We start from the raw sequence: 15,872 nt of genomic DNA on the forward strand, positions 1-15,872 counted from the left end.
CGTGGCATGCAGGACTTGCGGTCGCAACACGGCCGCACCGCCCACACAAAACCCTGGAGGAGACGCATGATCCTGATGGATACCCGCGCGGAGCAGCGCCAGAGCCAGACCCTTTCCCCCCGACTCCAGCACGCGGTGCGCCTGCTCCAGATGTCTTCGCTGGACTTCGGCACGGTGGTGCGGGATGTGCTCGGCCGCAACCCATTCCTGGAGGTCGCCGAGGAGGACGATGAAGAGTCGGCCGCCGCACTCGAGACAGACGCAACGGAGTTCCAGGACAGCGGCACGGGCGATGTGTACGACGGACCGGTCGAGGCCGATCAGGCGCAGGCCTCCGACATGGCAGATCCGCCGGAGCGCGTGTCGGACAGCGATGTGTGGCTGGCCGACGGTGCCACCGGCTCGCGAACAGGGCACGACGGTGATGTGTCTGCGCTCGACTTCATGGTGGAAGAAACGACGCTGAACATGCACCTGCACGCGCAGTTGGGCACGCTCGCAATGTCGGAGCGTGACCTGCTGCTGGCGGCCACGGTGGTTGAGTCGCTCGATGACGACGGCTACCTGCGCACGCCCCTGAATGAGCTGCTGGGTGTGGCAGGCCTGGAGCCCGCCGCAACGCTGGAAGAGATGCAGATCGCCCTGAAACTGGTGCAGTCGCTGGAGCCTGCTGGTGTGGGTGCGCGCGATGTGGCGGAGTGCCTGGGCCTGCAACTCGGCGCCATCGCCTGCCCGCGCCAGCGCGCCCTGGCTCGGGAGATCGTGCGCGATCATCTGGACGGCCTTGCCGCGCGGGACGTGCCGGCACTGGCGCGGTCGCTCGATGCGCCGCTCGGCGAAGTCGAAGCCGTGTGTGACCGCATCCGGCACCTTGATCCGCGGCCCGGCTGGCGCCTGAGTTCGTCGCGGGTGAATTACATCGTGCCCGATGTGATCGTGCGGAAGGTGCGCGGTTCGTGGGGCGTGCAGCTCAACCCCGCGATCGTGCCGCGCGTGCGGCTCAATGAGGTGTATGCCCAGCTGTTTCAGCGCCATCGCGGCGCGGAGAACGTCGAGATGGGCGCACATTTGCAGGAGGCACGCTGGACGCTGCGCAATGTCGAGCAGCGCTTCTCCACCATCCTCGACGTGGCCCAGGCCATTGTGCGCCGCCAGCGCCATTTCTTCGACTATGGCCCGATGGCGATGAAGCCGATGGGCTTGCGCGAGATTGCCGAGGAGGTGGGTATCCACGAATCCACCGTGTCTCGCGTGACGAACAACAAGTACATGGCCACGCCGACGGGGGTGTTCGAGCTCAAGCACTTCTTCTCGCGCGCGATGGTGAGTGCCAACGGCAAGGCCTGCTCGGGCACCGCGATACGCGGTCTGATCCAGGACATCATCGAGGCAGAGTCGTCCGATCAGCCCTTGTCCGACGCCGAGATCACGCGGCAGCTGGCCCGGCAGGGCCTGACGGTGGCGCGGCGCACGGTCACCAAGTACCGGCAGATGCTGCGCATCGAAGCCGTGGGGCGGCGCAAGCGGCACGACACCGAGGCCGGCGTGGCCTGAGGTGCTCAGGCGTTCACGTCACCTGGTGGCTGGCTGTACAGCTCCGCGAGCAGCCGCAGCAGGTCTTCGGGGTTGACCGGCTTGAGCAGGTGGCGGTCGAACCCTGCATCGCGCGCTGCCTCGAGATCGGCATCGCGGCCCCAACCGGTGATGGCCACCACATGGATGTCGCGCAAGGCAGCATCGGCGCGCAGCTGCCGCGCCACCTCGTAGCCGTCCAGTCCGGGCATGCCGATGTCGAGCAGTGCGACGTCGGGCACACGGGTACGCACCGCCCGCATCGCTGCCACGCCGTCATGCACCACCTCCACCCGATGCCCGTACGACGACAGCACCGCAGCAAAGCTGGCGGTGAGGTCGACGTTGTCGTCGGCGATCAGGATGTGGAGCGGGCGCAGTGGGCTTGGTGTGCTCTTCTGCGTCTCAGGCTCGGGTGGCCGGGGCTCACCTTGCAGCAAGGGGAGGCGCACCGTGAAGCACGAGCCCTGGTCCAGCCCTTCGCTGCGCATCGACAGCGTGCCCTGGTGCAACTGGATGATCTGGCGCGACAGCGTCAGGCCCACACCCAGGCCGGCGCTGCCGCGCTGCAACGTCTGGTCGGCCTGCTCGAACAGCTCGAAGATGCGCTCCTGCATGCCGGCTTCCACGCCGATGCCCGTGTCCGCGATCGACACCATCGCCGAACCGCCTTCGGCCGACAGGCTGACCCGCACGTGTCCGCCGTCTGGTGTGTAGCGGCAGGCGTTGTTCAGGAGGTTGGCGAAGACTTGCGTGAGCCGCACCGTGTCGCCGTTCACGTACAGCGCTTCTCGCGGCAGTTCGACATGGAGCTGAAGCCCCTGTTTCTGTGCGAGAGGCAGGGCACCGTCGCACGCAGTTCGCAGGAGATCGCCCAGGTTCAACGGTGCCATGCTGAGCGAGAGCTTGCCGGTGGCCACGCGCGAGGCGTCCAGCAGGTCATTGATCATCCGCACCATGTGCTGCAACTGGCGTTCGAGCACCGCCAGAGCCTTGTCGCGCGCGGGCGCCGGGGCGTCGGGCATCTGCAGCAGTGCCACGGCACTGGTCATCGGTGAAAGCGGGTTGCGCAGCTCGTGCGCGAGCGTGGCCAGGAAGGCGTCCTTGTGACGGTCTGCCTGGCGCAACGCCTGCTCGACACCCTCGCGTCTGACCATCTCGCGCTCCAGCTCGGACGTGCGCACTTCGCACTCCGAGAGCATGCGGTTGAAGGCATCGACGAGCACATCGAGATCCCGGTAGGCGGTGGCCGGGGCGCGCAGCGACCAGTCGTGGCTGCCGATCACGTCGCGCGCGACTTCTGTCATCTTCTCCAGCGGCGCGGTGATGCGGCGTTGCAGGTGCACGAACAGGTAGTACGCCGCGACCAGACTCACGCCGCTGACGGCCAGCACGATCAGGGCAAAGGCCGCGAAACGCTCCCACACCCCGTGTTCGGCCTTGAGATACAGCATGCCGACGCGCCGGCCGTTGAGTTCAATGGGCTGGATGACCTCGAGCAGCGAGCCGTGGAAGCGAGGCCCCCAGGCATCCGAGTCGATGGGCACGCGCGCATACACCTGGTGGCCCTGTTGCGAGGTGTGCGAAGCGATCAGCGCACCGTCATCGCCGTAGACCGCCGCGGCACGGATCTGGGGCTGCTGCCGCAGCAGGTAGAGGCTCTCCCAGGCCGAGCGGGTGTCCTTGGCCTCGACCGCCGTGGCCGTGGAGCGGGCGATCAGGTCGGCCTGCGTCCGCATGTCGGCCACGCCCGCGTTGCGGTACACCGTCAGTTCGTAGACGAGCAGCGCCCCGGCGCTCAGCAGAATCGCCAGCAGTGTGGTGAGCATGGCCGCGCGCGTGAGTTGCTGGCGCAGCGATGTGGATCCCATGGACATGAAAGGCGTCTCCTGAGCACGATCACCTTGGGGGTGTACCTCGAAAGTTCGTGGCCTGTGCGCTTCGCCGCGGGTGTTTCCCCTCCGGAAGGCCGGCGGGCAACCTGGTAGCGACTTTAGCAGGCCATTTCCACGCACCGCGACCCGCGCTGTCCGGCACAATTTGATCTCTTTTTTCCAATCACACGAGCGCGCATGGCCGAAGCTGTTCCCGGAACCCTGCCCACTGTCGCACACGAAGCGCATGTTCCACAGCCGGGCGCGGGTCTGCCGTTCGAGGCGATCTTCATGGCGTCGCCGGTGGCGGCCTCCGTCTCGCGCCTGAGCGATGGCCGGCTGCTGGCCGTCAACGAGGCCTGGATCAGGCTCACCGGCCTGCGCCGTGAGGATGTGATCGGGCGCACGACCGTCGAGATTGGCCACTGGCCCAGCGCGAGTGACCGCGCCAGCTACATTGAACAGCTGCCCACGGCCGACACCGTGCAGGTGCTCTGTCTTCGCGATGGTCTGCCCCACCGCGTGCGCCTGCACACCACGGTGCTGGAGGTGCAGCCCGAGGCGCTGGCGCTGGTGTACCTCACCGAGGCCACCCGCGAGCACGAGGCGGTCGAGGCCCGCGAACTTTCGGAGCAGGCGCTGCGCGAGGCCAACCGGGAACTGCACCAGCGGGTCGAGTTGCATGCCGCCATCGAGAAGCTGGCCCGTGTGGGCCACTGGACCAACCCCCATGGCACCGACAGCGTGGCCTGGTCGCTCGGCCTGTTCGAGATCACCGGTCTGGACGCGAGGGTGCAAGTGCCGCCAGCCGATGGCCGCGCCGGCATCCACCCCGACGACATGCCGGCCTGGCAGGCCGCGCGGGATGCGATGGATGGGCGCCAGGTCGAGTTTCGCTGGCAGCGGCCCGATGGGCTGCAGCGGTGGTTCCGCACACGCATCGGCCAGACCAGCCTGGCCGGCCATCCGCAGACCGATTTCGGTGTGGTGCAGGACATCACCGCCGAACGCGAAGCCATCCTTCGTCTGGGTGAGCAGCTCAAGCTGCTGCAGAACATCGCGGCCCAGGTGCCCGGCATGATGTACCAGGCGCGATTGCGCCCCGATGGCACGAGCGTCATCTCGTACGTCAACGACAGGGTCCGCACCATGCTCGAACTCGAGCCCGCTGAACTCGAGAGGGACGCGCGCATCCTGTTCCAGCGCGTTCACCCCGAGGACCGTGGCGAGGTCGTGGCCAACCTCGCCGCGTCTGCCCGACATCTGAACCCGTGGCGGCAGACGTACCGTGTGTGCCTGCCCCGGGGCGGCACCCGCTGGCACCATGTGGAAGCCGTGGCACGCCGGGAGCCGGATGGCACCGTGGTCTGGCATGGCTTTTCCACCGACGTGACCGAGGCGCGCCTGGCCACGCAGCGGCTGGAGCGGCAGCACCGCATGATCGAGGCGGTGCGTCTGGCGCAGTCCGTCTACATCGAGGCCGACGACAAGCGCGATGCGTTCGAGGGCCTGCTGCAGGCGTTCCTTTCGGTCACCGGCAGCGCCTTCGGCTTCGTGGGTGAAGTGCTCTACAACGACGACGGCGTGCCCTACCTGCGCACCAGCGCCGTCACGAACATCGCATGGGACGAGGCATCGCGGCTCATGTACGCCAGCCAGGCCCAGGCCGGCATGGCGTTCCGAAACCTGCACACGCTGTTCGGGCATGCGATGGTCACGGGCCAGCCCGTGATCGCCAACGAGCCCGCGACCGATCCCCGCGCTGGCGGTCTGCCGGGCGGCCATCCCCTGCTGGAGGCTTTCATGGGCGTTCCCCTGGCGGTGGGGGACCGGCTGGTCGCGATGGTCGGCCTGGCCAACCAGCCAGGCGGCTACAGCGAAGAGGACATCGAGTTTCTCCAGCCCCTGCTGGGTGCGGTGCGTCAGCTGGTGATGGCCTGGCGGGGGCATATGGAGCGTCGGCGCACCCGCGAGCAGCTGGAAGTCACCAGCGCCTTGTTGACAGAGAAAAGCCTGGACCTGCAGGCCACCCTGGAGACCATTGAGCAGGGGCTGTGCCGTGTGGACGCGGAGAACCGCGTGACGGCTTACAACCAGCGCCTGCTTGAATTGCTGGACTTGCCCGAGGCGCTCTTGCAGGGCCAGCCCACGCTGGACCAGGTGCTGCGCTTCCAGACCGAGCGTGGCGATTTCGGCCCCGGCCTGGCGTGGGTGGACCCGATCGCGCACAGCCACATCGTGCATGGCACGCAGGTGCCTCCGCCCGAAAAATACTGGCGCAAGACACGCGACGGTCGCACGCTGGAGATGCGCTCGCGCTCGCTGGCCGATGGCGGCATGGTGCGGACCTTCACCGATGTGAGCTCGTACATGCAGGCCCAGGAAGCCTTGCGCGAACAACGCCAGCGCCTGGCGTGGGTGCTGGAGGCCACACGGCCGGGCATCTGGGAAAACAACATGGTCGAGAACGTGCTCACCGTCAACGAACGCTGGGCCGGCATGCTGGGCTACACGCTTCGCGAGCTGCAGCCGATGCGGGCCGAGACCTGGGAGGCACTGGTGCATCCCGACGACCTTCGGCTGGCCAACGAGATCCGGGACCAGCACATCGCCGGCACGCTGCCTTATTACGAGTGTGACATCCGCATGCGGCACAAGGCCGGCCACTGGATCTGGGTGAACACGCGCGGTCGCGTGCACAAACGCGATGCGCAGGACCGGCCCATGTTCATGTCGGGTACACACCTGGACATCACCGAGCGCGTCGCGGCGCAGGAGCAGGTCCGCGCGCTCAACGCGAGCCTGGAGCACCGGGTGGGCGAACGCACCGCTGAGCTGGAACGCTCCATGCGGGACATGGAAGCCATCTCGTACTCCATCGCGCACGACCTGCGGGCACCATTGCGCTCGGTCAATGGCTTTGCCGCCGTCGTGCTGGAAGAAGAGATCGATCGGTTGAGTGCGAGCGGTCGCGACATGTTCGAACGCATCGCGCGCTCATCGCGCAACATGGGGCAGATGATCACCGACATGCTGGAGCTGCTGCGTGTGGTCCGGGTGGATCTCGAACCCGTGCCGGTGGACATGCGCGCGCTGGCCCAATCGGTCGTGGAGTCGCTGTCGCCGCAGGCCAGCCACGCCCGTATCGAGATCCAGGCCATGCCGGCAGCCATGGGCGACGCGACGCTTCTGCGACAGGTGCTCTCCAACCTGATCGACAACGGCCTCAAGTACTCGCGCCATCTCGCACAGCCCGAGCTGGCGGTGGGCTACGACTCGCGCCAGCGCGCGTACTTTGTGCGCGACAACGGCATGGGTTTCGACATGGCGCATGCCGACAAACTCTTCGGCCTGTTCCAGCGTCTGCACACTGGCAGCAGCGTGCCCGGCATGGGTGTGGGACTGGCCATCGTGTCGCGCATCGTGGAACGCCACAGCGGGCGCGTCTGGGCGGAATCGGCGCCCGGTCAGGGGGCCACGTTCTGGTTGCGCCTGCCTCAGGGTCGATAGGGACACTCCCCTGCGCCGCTGCGCGGCTTCCCCCCCCCCTCCGTGGCGCGCCTTCAGCGCTTCGAGGGGGGCGGCGTCTCGGGCCGGCGGAGCCGGACCCTCGGTGCCTCTGGTGGACGCTACTTCGTGCGTTGCGGATCGCGCGCCGGGTCAGTTGCCCGTGCTGTCGGATGCGGCCTCGTCCGAGGCGGTTGCATCCGGCGCTGCGTCGGAGGGGGCATTGTTGCGGGCCCGCGCCTGGCGCACCGCAGCCTTGTCGCCCGCGCTGGCGAACTTGCTGTATTTGCCGGTGAGCCCGACCAACTGGCCGTAGATCTTCGGGTTGGCTGCGAGGCATTCCTTCTGTTCGAGGAAGTCCGATTCGCCGGTGAAGTTGCCGATCAGCCCGCCGGCCTCGGTCACCAGCAACGCGCCGGCGGCCACGTCCCAGGGCGACAGGCCCATCTCGAAGAAACCGTCGGTGAAGCCGGCGGCCACATAGGCGAGGTCGAGCGCGGCGGAGCCGGGGCGACGCACGCCGGCCACCCGGGGCATCACGTCGCCCAGCATCTGCATGTAGGTCTGGAAGGCATCACCGGGACGGAACGGAAAGCCGGTGGACACCAGGCATTCGCGCAGCGTCGTGCGCTTGGCCACGCGGATGCGGCGGTCGTTCAGGTAGGCGCCGCGTCCGCGCGTGGCGCAGAAGAGGTCGTTGCGGGAGGGGTCGTAGACCACGGCCTGCTCGATCCGGTTGCCGACCATGAGTGCAATGCTCACGCAGTAGACCGGGAAGCCGTGGATGAAGTTGGTGGTGCCGTCCAGCGGGTCGATGATCCAGACATGGTCTGCGCCGCCATGCCGGCCTGCCCGCCTGCCCGATTCCTCGGCCCAGATCGCGTGGTCGGGGTAGGCCGTGAGCAGGGTGTCGATGATGGCTGCCTCGGCGGCCTGGTCGACCTCGGTCACGAAATCGTTGGTCTGCTTGACAGAGACCCGGACCGACTCCACGTCCAGCGCGGCGCGGTTGATGAGGGTACCAGCGGTGCGTGCGGCCTTGATGGCCACGTTGAGCATGGGATGGAGTGTGGACGACATGAATTGTGAACCTCGGCACGCTTCGCAAAAGCAGGGTGCGACAGTGGATGAGCGGAATGCGGGGCCCCGGCGATGCGGGCGGTGACAATACCCGGGATTTTACCGTCCCCGCCTTTTTCCGCATGCGCACCCGTTTTGTCCTGATCCAGACCAGCCACGCCGGCAATGTCGGCGGGGTGGCCCGCGCCATGAAAGTCATGGGCTTCGACGACCTCGTGCTGGTGCAGCCCCGCTGGGCCAACGTGCTGCGGCGCGAGGAGACCATCCAGCGCGCCAGTGGCGCCAACGATGTGCTGGCCAGGGCGCGCATCGTCGACACCCTGGACGAGGCGCTGGAGGGCATGAGCCATCTCTGTGCCACCGCCATGACCCCACGCGACTTCGGTCCGCCCACGCGCTCGCCGCGTGAGCATTTCAGCGAGGTGCTGGGTGCCGGCAACCCGCCGGGCGGCGTCGCTTTCCTGTTTGGCTCCGAACGCTTCGGCATGCGCAACGAGGACGTCTACCGCTGCCACGTGGCGCTCAGCATACCCACCGCACCCGGCTTCGGCTCGCTCAACCTGGCCGCCGCCGTGCAACTGATCGCCTACGACTGGCGCCAGGCGCTGGGTGGTTTCGGTGCGCCTGCCCCGCAGGCCGAGCGCCCCCAGGCCGATGCGAAAGCTCTCTCTGGCATGCTCGAACATCTGGAGCAGGCGCTGGTGGCGGTGGATTTTCTCGACCCCGAGGCACCGAAGAAGCTCATGCCCCGGCTCAACCAGCTTTTCAACCGGGCGGCGCCCAGCGACGAGGAAATCCACATTCTTCGAGGTGTCGCCAAGGCCATGCTGCAGACCGCCGACAGGGCGAAGCGATAGACTGCCGCCTTATGTTCGACCGCATCCGCTCCGACATCCAGTGCATCCTGGACCGCGATCCGGCCGCGCGCAGCACCTGGGAGGTGGTCACCTGCTACCCGGGTCTGCATGCGGTGTGGCTGCATCGCCCGGCCCACTGGTGCTGGAATCACGGCTTCAAGTGGCTGGGCCGCTTCATCTCCCACGTCTCGCGCTGGTTCACCGGCATCGAGATCCATCCGGGCGCCAGGCTGGGCGAACGTGTGTTCTTCGACCACGCCATGGGCGTGGTGGTCGGCGAGACGGCCGAGATCGGTGACGGCTGCACCATCTACCAGGGCGTCACGCTGGGGGGCACCTCGCTCTACAAAGGCACCAAGCGCCATCCCACACTGGGCAGGGACGTGGTGGTGAGTGCCGGTGCCAAGGTGCTCGGTGGCTTTGTGGTCGGAGACGGCGCCAAGATCGGCAGCAACGCGGTGGTCATCAAGCCCGTGCCCGCCGGCGCAACGGCGGTGGGCATTCCTGCCCGCATCATTCCGAGCAAGACGGGCGAGAGTGCCGATGTGACCGAGCAGGGCCAGAAATTCAGCGCCTACGGCATCACGCAGGAAGACGACCCTCTGTCACAGGCCATGCGCGGCCTGATCGACAACGCCGCGGGCCAGGAGCACCAGATCGCGCTGCTGTGGCAGGCGATCGAGACGCTGGCCGAAACGAGGAAGCGCGATTGTGTGCCGCAGGACGCGGCGCGCCAGGAGAGCTTCGAGGCCGACAAGCTCAACCAGCTGGTCGGGAAGTAAGCCGCGCCGCACGCGCGGCCCGTTCAATGATGATGCCCGTGCGCGCCGTGGGCGTGGCCGTGGGCGATCTCTTCGGCGGAAGCCGCCTTCACATCGATCACGTTCAGGGTGAAGGTCAGGTCCTGACCCGCCAGGGGGTGGTTGCCGTCGAGCATGACGGTGTCGCCCTTGATCTTGGTGACGGTGAAGATCTGGCGGTTGCCCTCGGCATCGCTGCCTTCGAGTTGGCCGCCCACCTTCACGCCCGGAGGAAAGTCCTTCTTCGAGATGGTCGTGACCAGACTTTCGTCGCGTTCGCCGAAGGCCAGCGAAGGCAGCAGTTTCACGGTGGTGCTGAAGCCCTTTTCCTGGCCTTCCAGCGCCATCTCGACGCCGGGCAGGGTATTGCCATAGCCGCCGTGCAGGTAGGCACGGGGTTCCTTGCCGTCTTCCAGCACTTTGCCCTTGGCATCGACGGCACGGAAGGTGAGGGTGACGATGGTGTCTTTGGTGATCTTCATGGCGGGTCGCTTGAAAAGGTTAACGGGCAGGTCGCACAGCCGACTTGGGCCGGAAGGCCTTGCAGACGTCGTCGTGCGTTTCGAGGTACGGGCCACCGATCAGGTCGATGCAGTACGGCACCGCGGCGAAGATGCCATTGACGCGCTGCGTGCCATCGGCGTTCTTCAGGCCTTCGAGGGTTTCGGCAATGGCCTTGGGTTGGCCAGGCAGGTTGATGATGAGACTCTGCCCACGCACCACGGCCACCTGGCGGGAGAGGATGGCCGTGGGCACGAAGGCCAGGCTGATCTGGCGCATCTGTTCGCCGAACCCAGGCATCTCCTTGTGCGCCACGGCCAGCGTGGCCTCGGGTGTCACGTCGCGCAGCGCCGGACCCGTGCCGCCCGTGGTGAGCACCAGCGAGCAACCCGCGTCGACCAGTTCGATCAGTGTGGCGCTGATGCGCGCCTGTTCGTCGGGAATCAGGCGCGGCTCGAACGTGACCGGATTCTTCAGCGCGCGCGCGAGCCATTCCTGCAGCGCAGGCAGGCCCTTGTCTTCGTACACGCCGGTGCTGGCGCGGTCGCTGATGGACACGATGCCGATGCGCACCGGGTCGGTGGTGGTGTTGCTCATGGCGGGCCTTCATTCGTGGCGGGTGTGTCGTCACCGTCTTCCCGGTTCAGGGTGGCCTTGACGATCTGGAAAATCTCTCGGTAGGCCTTGCCGTGGCGCACGGCCTCACCAGGCCGCTCCTGCGTCTGGGTGGCCTGCGCGTCCTTGCGCGCCTGGCGAATGAGCGCGCGCAGGTGTTGCACGTCGGCGCTGGCGTCAAGCTGCAGCCACCGGGTGAGCGCGTCGTCCTCCGAAATCAGGCGGTCACGCCATTGCTCGGCCTGGTGCAGCGAAAGCGTGGCCTGGGCCGAGCCGAGGTTCTGTTCATCGAGCGCGGCCTGGGCGGCGGAGAGCTGCTCTTCGTCGAGCGACCGCATCAGCTTGCCGATGTACTGCATCTGGCGCCGACGGCCTTCGAAATTGGTGATGCGCCGCGCCTCGGCCAGCGCGTCCTGCAGTTTCTCCGGCAGGTCCAGGCGCTGCATCAGCTCCGCGCGCAGTGTCAGCAGGTTTTCCCCCAGGGCTTGCAGGCGCGCGCTCTCTTTCTTCAGGTCGGTTTTGCTCAGCTCGACGTCGCCCTTGAGCTCGCGCTTGAGCTCCTGGTCGAGTTCGCTGCCCAGGGCGACGAACTGGCCACGGACGAAATAGCCTTTGGTGGGTTTGCGGGACATGTGGATCGATGAATGGGCTTCTGCGCGGACGGCAGCGGCCGGAAGGGGCGGCAAGTATCATAGCCGTCGACATGAAAAACCCCTCTCAAGCCCCTGCGGCAGACCCCCGCCTCCCCCTCTCCGGTTTCCAGTACGCGCGCGCCCAGTTCGAGGAACTGGTCGACCTCGCGCTGGGCCATGCGAAACAGCTTGGCGCAGTCGATGCCGCCGCCGAGGTGTCTGAAGGCGCGGGCCTGAGTGTCTCGGTGCGCAAGGGCGAGCTGGAAAACGTCGAACGCAACCGCGACAAGTCCCTTGGCGTCACGGTCTACCTCGGCCAGCGGCGCGGCAACGCGTCCACCTCCGATTTTTCTGCTGCGGCCGTGCGCCAGACCGTGCAGGCCGCGTACGACATCGCGCGTTTCACCGCGGAAGACCCCGTGGCCGGCCTGCCTGACGCCCAGGATGTGGCCGACAGCTACCCCGACCTGGACCTGTTCCACCCCTGGTCGCTGGATTCGGAAGAGGCGGCGCGCATCGCCCTGGCCTGCGAGGCGGCCGCCTTCGCCACCAGCCGGAAGATCAGCAACAGCGAAGGTGCCGGTGTGTCGGCCCAGCAATCGCACTTTTTCACCGCACATCTGCGTGGTGGCGAGCGTGGCAGGCCAGGCATTTTCAGTGGCGGCTATGCGAGCTCGCGCCACAGCCTGTCGGTGGCGCCCATTGCCGGCAGGGGGGCGAACATGCAGCGCGACTACTGGTACAGCTCCATGCGCGCGCCCGATGAACTGGCCACGCCTGAAGCCGTGGGGCGATACGCCGCCGAGCGCACGCTGGCCCGGCTGAACGGCCGCAAGATCGCGACCACCGAGTGTCCGGTGCTGTTCGAGTCGCCCCTGGCTGCCGGCCTGCTGGGCAGCTACGTTCAGGCCACCAGCGGCGGCGCGCTCTACCGCAACACCACTTTCCTGCACGACAGCCTGGGCAAGCGGGTGATGGCGAAACACCTGGACATCCTGGAAGACCCGCATGTGCGCAACGGCAAGGGAAGCGCCCCGTTCGATGACGAAGGCGTGCGCACCACGAAACGCCAGGTGCTGTCGGCCGGCCGGGTGCAGGGCTACTTTCTTTCCACCTATTCGGCGCGCAAGCTCGGCATGCGCACCACCGGCAACGCGGGTGGCTCGCACAACCTCACGCTCACCAGCCGGCTCACCCAGCCGGACGACGATCTGCGCGCCATGTTGAAGAAGCTGGGGCGCGGCCTGTTCGTCACAGAGCTCATGGGCCAGGGCGTGAACTACGTGACCGGCGACTATTCGCGCGGTGCGTCGGGCTACTGGGTGGAGAACGGTGAGATTGCCCACCCGGTTCACGAGATCACCATCGCCGGCAACCTCAAGGACATGCTGCTGGGCATCGAGGCCGTGGGTGCGGACGCCTACAATTATGGCGCCAAGACCACCGGCTCCATCCTGGTCAACCGGATGAAGATCGCGGGGAGCTGACCCGCCCCCGCGCCGCGCTTTCAGCGCGTCACCCTCTCAAGGGGGCAATGCCTGTGGGCCGGCGGAGCCGGACCCACGGCATTCTGGATGGTGTCTTACGCGCCGGAGAGGGCGGCTTTTACCGCTGCAGACACCTGGCCCATGTCGGCCTTACCGGCCAGGCGGGCTTTCACCGCACCCATGACCTTGCCCATGTCACCGGGGCCTTTGGCGCCGAGTTCGGTGACGATGGCTTTCACCTCGGCAGCGACTTCGTCCGCCGACAGGCGTTGGGGCAGGTAGGTCTGCAGGACCGCCATTTCGGCGGCTTCCTTGTCCACGAGGTCCTGGCGCTGTGCCTTGGTGAAGGCTTCAATGCTGTCCTTGCGCTGCTTGACGAGCTTGTCGACGATGGCGATGACCATGGCGTCGTCCAGCTCCACACGCTCATCCACTTCCTTCTGCTTCATCGCAGCGGTGAGCAGGCGGATGGTGCCCAGGCGCTCGGTGTCCTTGGCACGCATGGCGTTCTTCATGTCTTCGGTGATCTGGTCTTTGAGGCTCATGGCGGCTCCAGGGAGAAGGGGATGTCGGGGTGGTCGGAAACAAAAAAGCCCGCGTGAGCGTCCTCCAGCGGGCTTTCGGGCGACCGGGCGTGACCCGGTGGCGGGGCTCAGTACAGCTTCTTGGGCAGCTGCATGGAGCGCACACGCTTGTAGTGGCGCTTCACGGCGGCGGCCTTCTTGCGCTTGCGCTCGGCGGTCGGCTTTTCGTAGAACTCGCGGGCGCGCAGATCGGTCAGCAGGCCGAGCTTTTCGATGGTGCGCTTGAAACGGCGCAGGGCGACGTCAAAGGGCTCGTTGTCTTTTACACGGATGGTCGTCATTGGCGAAAGATATCCAGAATGCGCGGAAAGAGGATGACCGGGAAGATCGGGCCCGGGCGTCGTTTCCGCAAAATGTCCCGTCATTAACTAGTATTGGCCGACGGGGATTTGCCAGCAAAGCCTTGGATTATAGCCATTTCCACCGGATTGGCTACAGGGCCTGGGCGCAGGCGTGACCGCTGGCCCAGGCCCACTGGAAGTTGTAACCGCCCAGCCAGCCGGTCACGTCGACCACCTCGCCGATGAAATACAGCCCGGGCTGCTTCGATTCCAGGGTCTGGGACGACAGATCGCGCGTGTCCACGCCGCCGAGCGTGACCTCGGCCTTGCGGTAGCCCTCGGTGCCGGTCGGGACGATGTCCCAGCGCGACAGCCGCTCGGCCAGGCGCGCCAGGGCCTTGTCGGAGGTGTCGGCCACAGGGCGTTGCCAGTCGGCGTCCTGCTGGACCCAGGCCTCCGCGAGGCGGCTGGGCACCAGGCCGGCCAGTTCGTTGACGAGCAGTTTGCGCGACGTGGCCTTGGCATGCGCCAGCGCGGCGGGCAGTCCGGTTTCAGGCGCGAGGTTCAGGCGGATCGGTGTGCCTTCCCGCCAGTAGCTGGAAATCTGCAGCACCGCGGGGCCAGAAAGCCCGCGATGGGTGAACAGCAGGTCTTCCAGGAAGGCCATGCGGCCCTTTTTCTCCCCCGTTTCGATGTGCACGGGCAGCGCCAGACCGGCGAGGCCGGCGTAGGGCTTCCAGGCGTCGCCGTCGAACGTGAGTGGCACCAGGCCTGGGCGCTGTTCGACCAGGCGAAGCCCGAACTGTGTGGCGATGCGGTAGCCGAAATCGCTGGCGCCGATCTTGGGGATGGACAGGCCGCCAGTGGCCACCACCACCGAGCGGCCGCGCACGGGCCCCCGGTCGGTGTCGAGTTCGTAGGCGCCATCGCCACCCTGGCGCAAGGCCTTCACGCTGCAAGGTTGCCAGCGCTGCACGCCACCCGCGTCGCATTCGCGCAGCAGCATCTGGATCAGGTCTTCGGCGGAGCGGTCGCAGAACAGCTGGCCTTTGTGCTTTTCGTGGAATGCGATGCCGTGCCGCTGCACGAGGTCGATGAAATCGGCTGGCGTGTAGCGCGAGAGCGCCGAACGGCAGAAGTGCGGGTTGGCGCTCAGGAAGTGCTTGTGCGGTGCCTGGGGGTCGAGCTCCCGGTTGGTGAAATTGGCGCGGCCGCCTCCGGAGATGCGCACTTTCTCCGCCACCTTCTCGCTGTGGTCCAGCACGAGCACACGCCGGCCGCGCTGGCCCGCAATACCCGCACAGAAGAGACCGGCGGCACCTGCGCCGACGACGATGGCATCGAATTCCTGCATGGCGCGCAGTGTAGCCATGCGCGAGGCAGTGGGGGCTTTACTGGAAGCGGCTGCGCTCCGCCAGCACCGCGGCCTTTCGCGTGAGCAGGTCGATCTCGTTCGTGATATCCGACAGCACGTTGGCGACAACTGCGAACTCACGACCATGCTGCCCGGCGCGTGCGGCCATCACCTGCGCGTTGAAGCTCACGACCTTGGCCTCCTTTGCCACGCTCTGGATATCACCGACGATGCCGGCGAGCTCCTTCATCATCGCGTCGGACCGGGCCTTTGCCACATCGTCGAACGCGGTGGTGGCGGTATTGAGGGCTTCGAGAATGCGGTCGGTCTGGCCGACCAGTTCGTCGATCGTGCGGGCCATCAGCGAGTGGCCGGTTTCGATCTGCTCGAGCGCGTTGCGCATGAGTTGCATGAAGGACTGCACGACGGGGCCAACACCGCGCGGGCCGTGGTAGGTTTCCTCGATCCGGTGCGCACCCGCCGGTTCGATCTGCTTCACCGTGCCGAGCAGATGCTGCTGGCTTTCGGTGAACATCTGCAGGCTGCGCTGCGCGGCCTTCAACCGCTCGGTGTCGCCACCGGCGGCCAGCACGGTCTGCAGGATCATGCGTTGCGACAGCATGCGCTGGCGCGCGGCGAGATTGACGAGCGACAGGCCGGCGATGTGTGCCGGGGTGTCGTGACGGACTGTGTCGGGACGAGGTGTGGCAAGCGAGGTCATGGCCCAC

14 protein-coding genes are annotated in these 15,872 nt (G+C 66.9%); 5 read left to right on the top strand and 9 right to left on the bottom strand.

Annotation, left to right across the window (positions count from 1 at the left end; translation table 11 throughout):
- The first annotated feature begins 66 nt into the window (after positions 1-66).
- Positions 67-1,554 (top strand): RNA polymerase factor sigma-54, encoded by a 1,488-nt coding sequence (gene rpoN / locus J2X09_RS24255; protein ID WP_204735513.1) that lies wholly within the window; start codon positions 67-69, stop codon positions 1,552-1,554.
- Positions 1,555-1,559: 5 nt separating this feature from the next.
- Here rpoN and J2X09_RS24260 read toward each other — a convergent pair whose 3' ends face one another.
- The gene (locus J2X09_RS24260) at positions 1,560-3,449 is read right to left on the bottom strand and encodes a sensor histidine kinase, YfiR-like protein-associated (protein ID WP_204735512.1); all 1,890 of its coding nucleotides are present in this window, start codon (positions 3,447-3,449) and stop codon (positions 1,560-1,562) included.
- A 195-nt stretch (positions 3,450-3,644) separates the two neighbouring features.
- On the opposite strand from J2X09_RS24260, the gene J2X09_RS24265 reads away from it, so the two are divergent.
- The gene (locus tag J2X09_RS24265) at positions 3,645-6,956 is read left to right on the top strand and encodes a PAS domain-containing protein (protein ID WP_204735511.1); all 3,312 of its coding nucleotides are present in this window, start codon (positions 3,645-3,647) and stop codon (positions 6,954-6,956) included.
- 150 nt (positions 6,957-7,106) lie between these two features.
- Here the strand turns inward: J2X09_RS24265 and J2X09_RS24270 are convergent, their stop codons facing one another.
- Complete coding sequence (locus tag J2X09_RS24270; protein ID WP_204735510.1) at positions 7,107-8,033, bottom strand: inositol monophosphatase family protein; 927 nt, start codon at positions 8,031-8,033, stop codon at positions 7,107-7,109.
- A 122-nt stretch (positions 8,034-8,155) separates the two neighbouring features.
- Between J2X09_RS24270 and J2X09_RS24275 the strand changes: the two genes are divergently transcribed.
- Positions 8,156-8,890 (top strand): RNA methyltransferase, encoded by a 735-nt coding sequence (locus J2X09_RS24275; RefSeq protein ID WP_204735509.1) that lies wholly within the window; start codon positions 8,156-8,158, stop codon positions 8,888-8,890.
- Between the two features lie 11 nt (positions 8,891-8,901).
- Complete coding sequence (cysE, locus tag J2X09_RS24280) at positions 8,902-9,672, top strand: serine O-acetyltransferase (protein WP_204735508.1); 771 nt, start codon at positions 8,902-8,904, stop codon at positions 9,670-9,672.
- Positions 9,673-9,695: 23 nt separating this feature from the next.
- Here the strand turns inward: cysE and J2X09_RS24285 are convergent, their stop codons facing one another.
- From J2X09_RS24285 to yjgA, 3 genes are read right to left on the bottom strand one after another with little or no spacing between them, the layout of a single operon-like run.
- The gene (locus tag J2X09_RS24285) at positions 9,696-10,172 is read right to left on the bottom strand and encodes an FKBP-type peptidyl-prolyl cis-trans isomerase (protein ID WP_204735507.1); all 477 of its coding nucleotides are present in this window, start codon (positions 10,170-10,172) and stop codon (positions 9,696-9,698) included.
- Between the two features lie 19 nt (positions 10,173-10,191).
- Positions 10,192-10,788 (bottom strand): molybdopterin adenylyltransferase, encoded by a 597-nt coding sequence (gene mog, locus J2X09_RS24290; protein ID WP_204735506.1) that lies wholly within the window; start codon positions 10,786-10,788, stop codon positions 10,192-10,194.
- On the bottom strand, positions 10,785-11,438 hold the full coding sequence (yjgA, locus tag J2X09_RS24295; RefSeq protein ID WP_204735505.1) for a ribosome biogenesis factor YjgA: 654 nt from the start codon (positions 11,436-11,438) through the stop codon (positions 10,785-10,787). The genes mog and yjgA overlap by 4 nt, the downstream gene beginning before the upstream one ends.
- Before the next feature lie 71 nt (positions 11,439-11,509).
- Between yjgA and pmbA the strand changes: the two genes are divergently transcribed.
- Positions 11,510-12,925 carry a metalloprotease PmbA gene (pmbA, locus tag J2X09_RS24300; protein ID WP_204735504.1) on the top strand — a complete coding sequence of 472 codons (1,416 nt, stop codon included), beginning with the start codon at positions 11,510-11,512 and terminating at the stop codon, positions 12,923-12,925.
- Positions 12,926-13,020: 95 nt separating this feature from the next.
- Here the strand turns inward: pmbA and J2X09_RS24305 are convergent, their stop codons facing one another.
- The 4 genes from J2X09_RS24305 to J2X09_RS24320 all read right to left on the bottom strand — a co-directional run bounded on the left by J2X09_RS24305 (position 13,021) and on the right by J2X09_RS24320 (position 15,865).
- Positions 13,021-13,470 carry a GatB/YqeY domain-containing protein gene (locus J2X09_RS24305; protein WP_204735503.1) on the bottom strand — a complete coding sequence of 150 codons (450 nt, stop codon included), beginning with the start codon at positions 13,468-13,470 and terminating at the stop codon, positions 13,021-13,023.
- Positions 13,471-13,577: 107 nt separating this feature from the next.
- Positions 13,578-13,790 carry a 30S ribosomal protein S21 gene (gene rpsU, locus J2X09_RS24310; protein ID WP_056273869.1) on the bottom strand — a complete coding sequence of 71 codons (213 nt, stop codon included), beginning with the start codon at positions 13,788-13,790 and terminating at the stop codon, positions 13,578-13,580.
- Positions 13,791-13,941: 151 nt separating this feature from the next.
- Positions 13,942-15,162: a BaiN/RdsA family NAD(P)/FAD-dependent oxidoreductase gene (locus tag J2X09_RS24315; RefSeq protein WP_310309612.1), complete on the bottom strand. Its 1,221-nt coding sequence runs from the start codon at positions 15,160-15,162 to the stop codon at positions 13,942-13,944.
- Positions 15,163-15,181: 19 nt separating this feature from the next.
- Positions 15,182-15,865 (bottom strand): methyl-accepting chemotaxis protein, encoded by a 684-nt coding sequence (locus J2X09_RS24320; RefSeq protein ID WP_204735502.1) that lies wholly within the window; start codon positions 15,863-15,865, stop codon positions 15,182-15,184.
- Positions 15,866-15,872: the final 7 nt, after the last annotated feature.

It is taken from the genome of Hydrogenophaga laconesensis, assembly GCF_031457235.1.
Classification (GTDB): domain Bacteria; phylum Pseudomonadota; class Gammaproteobacteria; order Burkholderiales; family Burkholderiaceae_C; genus Hydrogenophaga; species Hydrogenophaga laconesensis.